This window comes from Pseudoalteromonas sp. PAST1 (genome assembly GCF_021532515.1).
GTDB lineage: Bacteria > Pseudomonadota > Gammaproteobacteria > Enterobacterales > Alteromonadaceae > Pseudoalteromonas > Pseudoalteromonas simplex.
Genome location: NZ_JAKGBH010000104.1, coordinates 1 through 4,258 on the forward strand (window position 1 = coordinate 1; position 4,258 = coordinate 4,258).

The 4,258-nt window shown below is 45.9% G+C and carries 8 protein-coding genes; 7 read left to right on the plus strand and 1 reads right to left on the minus strand.

Features of this window, described 5'->3' with window-relative positions; translation table 11 throughout:
* The 7 genes from msrA to L1272_RS22660 form a co-directional block, all read left to right on the plus strand.
* The coding region (gene msrA / locus L1272_RS22630) for a peptide-methionine (S)-S-oxide reductase MsrA (protein WP_235374341.1) at nt 1-429 on the plus strand (429 nt) is incomplete at its 5' end.
* A gap of 3 nt (nt 430-432) precedes the next feature.
* Nucleotides 433-693: a glutaredoxin gene (locus L1272_RS22635; protein WP_001076938.1), complete on the plus strand. Its 261-nt coding sequence runs from the start codon at nt 433-435 to the stop codon at nt 691-693.
* Between the two features lie 31 nt (nt 694-724).
* Nucleotides 725-1,165 carry a peptide-methionine (R)-S-oxide reductase MsrB gene (gene msrB / locus L1272_RS22640; protein ID WP_000483554.1) on the plus strand — a complete coding sequence of 147 codons (441 nt, stop codon included), beginning with the start codon at nt 725-727 and terminating at the stop codon, nt 1,163-1,165.
* Nucleotides 1,166-1,186: 21 nt separating this feature from the next.
* Nucleotides 1,187-1,432, plus strand: a complete 246-nt coding sequence (locus L1272_RS22645; RefSeq protein WP_025467194.1) for a glutaredoxin family protein — start codon at nt 1,187-1,189, stop codon at nt 1,430-1,432.
* A gap of 50 nt (nt 1,433-1,482) precedes the next feature.
* Nucleotides 1,483-1,791: an antibiotic biosynthesis monooxygenase family protein gene (locus L1272_RS22650; RefSeq protein WP_002122973.1), complete on the plus strand. Its 309-nt coding sequence runs from the start codon at nt 1,483-1,485 to the stop codon at nt 1,789-1,791.
* Nucleotides 1,788-3,062: an acetyl-CoA C-acetyltransferase gene (locus L1272_RS22655; RefSeq protein ID WP_069453486.1), complete on the plus strand. Its 1,275-nt coding sequence runs from the start codon at nt 1,788-1,790 to the stop codon at nt 3,060-3,062. The genes L1272_RS22650 and L1272_RS22655 overlap by 4 nt, the downstream gene beginning before the upstream one ends.
* Before the next feature lie 9 nt (nt 3,063-3,071).
* Entirely contained in the window at nt 3,072-3,734 is a 663-nt protein-coding gene (locus tag L1272_RS22660; RefSeq protein ID WP_001281573.1) for a peptide-methionine (S)-S-oxide reductase MsrA, read from the plus strand.
* Nucleotides 3,735-3,953: 219 nt separating this feature from the next.
* On the opposite strand, the gene L1272_RS22665 is transcribed toward L1272_RS22660, so the two are convergent.
* On the minus strand, nt 3,954-4,258 hold a 305-nt coding region (locus tag L1272_RS22665; protein ID WP_235374342.1), incomplete at its 5' end, for a GGDEF domain-containing protein.

A 4,258-nucleotide genomic window follows, 5' to 3' on the forward strand; every position in this document is an offset into this window, starting at 1 on the left:
AGGAGTCTGGACGGTGTGACGTCAACGAAGGTGGGCTACTCTGGCGGAGATTTTGATGATCCTACCTACGCCGATATTATAACAGGGAAAACGGGGCACGCCGAAGCGGTTCGCGTGGAATACGACCAAGACGAAATATCTCTCGAAGAGATTCTACATTACTTTTTCAAAATCCATGATCCGACTACGAAGAATCGCCAAGGAAATGATGTTGGCACTTCGTATCGCTCGGCAGCGTTCTATCGTGACGATGCACAGAAAGCGATTATCGAAAACGTGATTGATGAGGTCAATGAGATCGGTCGCTTCGAGAATCCCGTGGTCACGACGGTAGCCTTGGAAAAAGAGTTTTATGACGCTGAGGAGTATCACCAAAACTATTTGAAGAAGAATCCCCACGGGTACACGTGCCATTTTGAGAGAGATTAAACCATGAATCAAACGAAAGAGGAAAAAATGAAAGAACTTAAGAACGTTGTCATCTACACAAAAGACCATTGTCCGTTTAGTAAACGCGTGAAGGAGTACTTAACTTCTGAAAAAGTTGATTTTAAACAAATTCGCGTGGATGACGATCCCAAGACTTATGATGAGTTGAAGAAAAAAACCAACCTTCAAACTGTTCCGCAAGTTTTTGTGGATGGAAAATTCATTGGTAGCGCGACTGACTTCTTCGCGTGGATTGATAGCTAAAGAACAAACCCAAAAATAAAGGAGCAAATTTATGTTCAACTGGGAAAGCATTAACAACTATCTCGATAACGGCACTCCCGCTCCTCCTAGAAAAGTAGAAAAGAGCGAGGAAGAGTGGAAAAAAATTCTGACGCCCGCTCAATTTAATGTCATGCGGAAGAAAGGCACCGAGCGCCCTCACACTGGGGAACTCTGTTCATTTTATGAGGCAGGACGGTATGCCTGCGCGGGCTGCGACACCGAACTCTTTGACTCGAACGTTAAGTTTGATTCGGGAACAGGTTGGCCGAGTTTTTCTGAGCCCGTCGCCGACAACGTAATTCAATATGAACTGGACACGACTTACGGACGAAGAATCGAAGTGCTATGCAATGTGTGCGAAGCCCACTTAGGGCACGTTTTTCCAGACGGTCCTGAGCCCTCTGGGGCTCGATTCTGCATCAACTCGGAGTCGTTGAAGTTTGTAGAGTAATTTTAGAAAATGGAGGGGGTCGTGGGGATTAAGCTGTTCGGTCATAAGGACTGCCACAAAACCAAGATTTACCAGTCGTACTTGAAAGAAAAAGGAATCGAGTTTGATTTTTTAGATGTTCACGAAGACGACGCGGCAGCTGATGAACTGCGATCCCTTTATACTACTGGAAAGTTAAATTTCCCGACAATACTGGTTGGGACAAAGAAGCTGAGAAACCCCAAGTTCAAGGATCTCGACAAGTGGTTGGAAGCTTCGATGAAATAACGAGATCTTTTTTTTGAGGATTGTAATTAGCTTAGTAAGGAGTCAGATCAATGATTATAGCAGTTTTCCGCAGTCGTGTTGCCAAGGAGCACGGTGGGGAGTTTGAAAGAAGATACGCCGAGATGTCCGCGCTTGTCGAAGCCATTCCTGGTTACGGAAGCCATGAGCGGTTTTCTTCTCCTAACGGTGAAGATGTTCTAATTGTCGAGTTCCTTACCAGAGAAGCTTTCGATGCTTGGGATAAGCATCCCGAACACAAAAAAGCCAAGATGCTTGGCAAAGACTACATTTTTGAATCGTACGACGTGAAGGTCGGAGAAGTTTTTGAACGGCACACAAAGCCGGAGGTGAAATTATGAAAACGAGAACTACTTATGTCGTAGGTGGCGTCCGTATTCCATTTATGAAATCAATGACTGCCTATCGAGATGTCACCACGCCAGAGCTTATGACCGCTAGCCTGAAAAGTTTAGTCGAAAGATATAACTTAAAGGGCAAAGTCGTGGGTGACGTGGCTCTGGGTGCACTCATGCAAAGTTCGGCCAACTGGAACTTTGCGCGTGAAGTTGTTCAGGCTTCTGGCTTACATCCGAATACGCCAGCATATAACGTGCAGCGGGCTTGCGGTACCAGTTTAGAAACTACGATTCAGATCGCACACAAAATATCCAGCTACCAAATCGAGAGCGGTATTGCGGGCGGCGTGGATAGCAATAGCGACTTGCCAATTATGGTGACTCGTTCGTTCTCGCAGAAGCTCGTTGCATTGAATTCGGCCAGAACACTCGGCGAGAAACTAAGAATCTTTTTGAGCTTTAGGCCGAGCGATTTAAAACCCGTGCCACCCGCCGTCGTTGAACCGCGAACAGGGAAGTCAATGGGTGAACATTGTGAGTTGATGGTCAAAGAATGGAAAATTTCCCGGCAAGAGCAAGACGAGCTGGCTCTGGCAAGCCATCTGAACGCCGCGAAAGCGTACAAAGACGGCTTTTATGCCGATCTCGTTTTTCCATTTTTAGGAAAAAGTACGGATGGAATCATGCGTGGCGATACGACTTTAGAGAAGTTGGCAAAGCTAAAGCCAGCATTTGATCGATCCGAAAAAGGAACTCTGACGGCAGGCAACTCGAGTTCACTCACGGATGGCTCGTCCACCGTTCTTTTGGCTTCCGAAGAAGAGGCTAAAAAGAATAATTGGCCGCTGTTGGCCAAGATTGTGGATTCTCATACTTCTGCCGTGGATTACGTCGCTGGCGAAGGTTTGCTCATGGCTCCAACTGTGGCGGTCAGTGAATTATTGAAGCGAAACGGCTTAAAGCTTCAGGATTTTGATTTTTACGAAATTCACGAGGCGTTCGCTGGACAAGTGCTCTGCACGATGAAGGCGTGGGAGTCTGCTGAATACTGCAAAACACGTTTGGGACGATCAGAGCCTCTCGGAAAAATTGACCGCTCGAAGCTAAATGTCCGTGGAAGTAGCATTGCCCTTGGGCATCCGTTTGCGGCTACTGGCGCTAAGATCGTCGGAGTTTTAGCAAAGATACTGCACTCAGCTGGTCCTGGAAAACGTGGCCTTATCGTCGTTTGCACGGCGGGAGGAATGGGAGTGGCTACAATTCTTGAAAGTTAGGAGAAAAATATGTCGGATCTAAAAATGAATAAAGAAGACGGTGTTGAAAGCTATGAATTTGCAACCCCTGAAGCAATCGAAGAAGCATTGAAAATCGGGAAGCTTAGTCAAACGGTTTTCGGCATGGGTTGCTTTTGGGGACCGGATTCTAATTTTGGAGGGACGCAGGGAGTAGTGCAAACACGTGTTGGCTACGCTGGAGCATCAACTCTGGATCCGAGTTACCGCAACATCAACGGACACGCCGAAGTCGTCAGAGTGATCTACGATAAAGACCAAATCAGCTACAGGGAACTTCTTGGAAGTTTTGAATCATGGTCTGTTCATGGTAGAAAGCAGGGCCAGTATCGCCAGATACTTTTTGTTTTTGATCTGGAGCAAAAACAAGTAGCTGAAGAACTGATTCAAGCGATTGGAAAGGAGAAATCTCCCGAGGTGATTGAGGCCGGAGAACAAAATGGTTATTTTTGGCCCGCCGAAGATTACCATCAAAAGCATCGTCTTCGCAGAAACAAACAGCTTGTAAGTCTTGCAGAAGTAGATTTCGGTCCTCGCTGGGATGAACATCTGTATTTTACTAAATTAAATAGTACCGATAGAAAAGGCTTCAGTCTCTCAAGCTGGCTAAAAAAGTTGTCTCCGGAAATGCAGAAAGCTTACCGAATCGGTTAATCTGAAATTGCAGCTGGCTAAAGAACTCTATTTTCTATATGTAAAGAATGTGACGATCTCCTTCACATGGAGTCCAAGAGAGCATAAAAAATCTGTGTAAGTCGCATTACCCATGTATTTGAAAGGAATAAATAATGCCAATATCAGACCAGCTTATCGACCGAAGCAAGACCTCAGTTTTTATGAGGTCTTGAGATCAGCGCAGCATGAACAGATCTCTTACAGTGTGGCGAACACACTGGTTTGATTGCGGCCTTGGGTTTTAGCTTTGTATAACATCTGATCGGCGACTTCGAGCAACTGCTTTTTGTCGTCAAATAAATCAGCGCTGGCCAAACCTATGCTGACCGTTAATTGTCGTAATAACCACTCATGGTTAGCCACTACCAGCCTTAACTTTTCCAGTGTTTTATTTGCGGACGCTGTGTCTGTGCCTGGCAGGATCAGCACAAACTCTTCACCACCATAACGGGCGAAAAAGTCATAGTTCCTGCTATGGCGCTGAAACAGAGCCGCGACTTGAC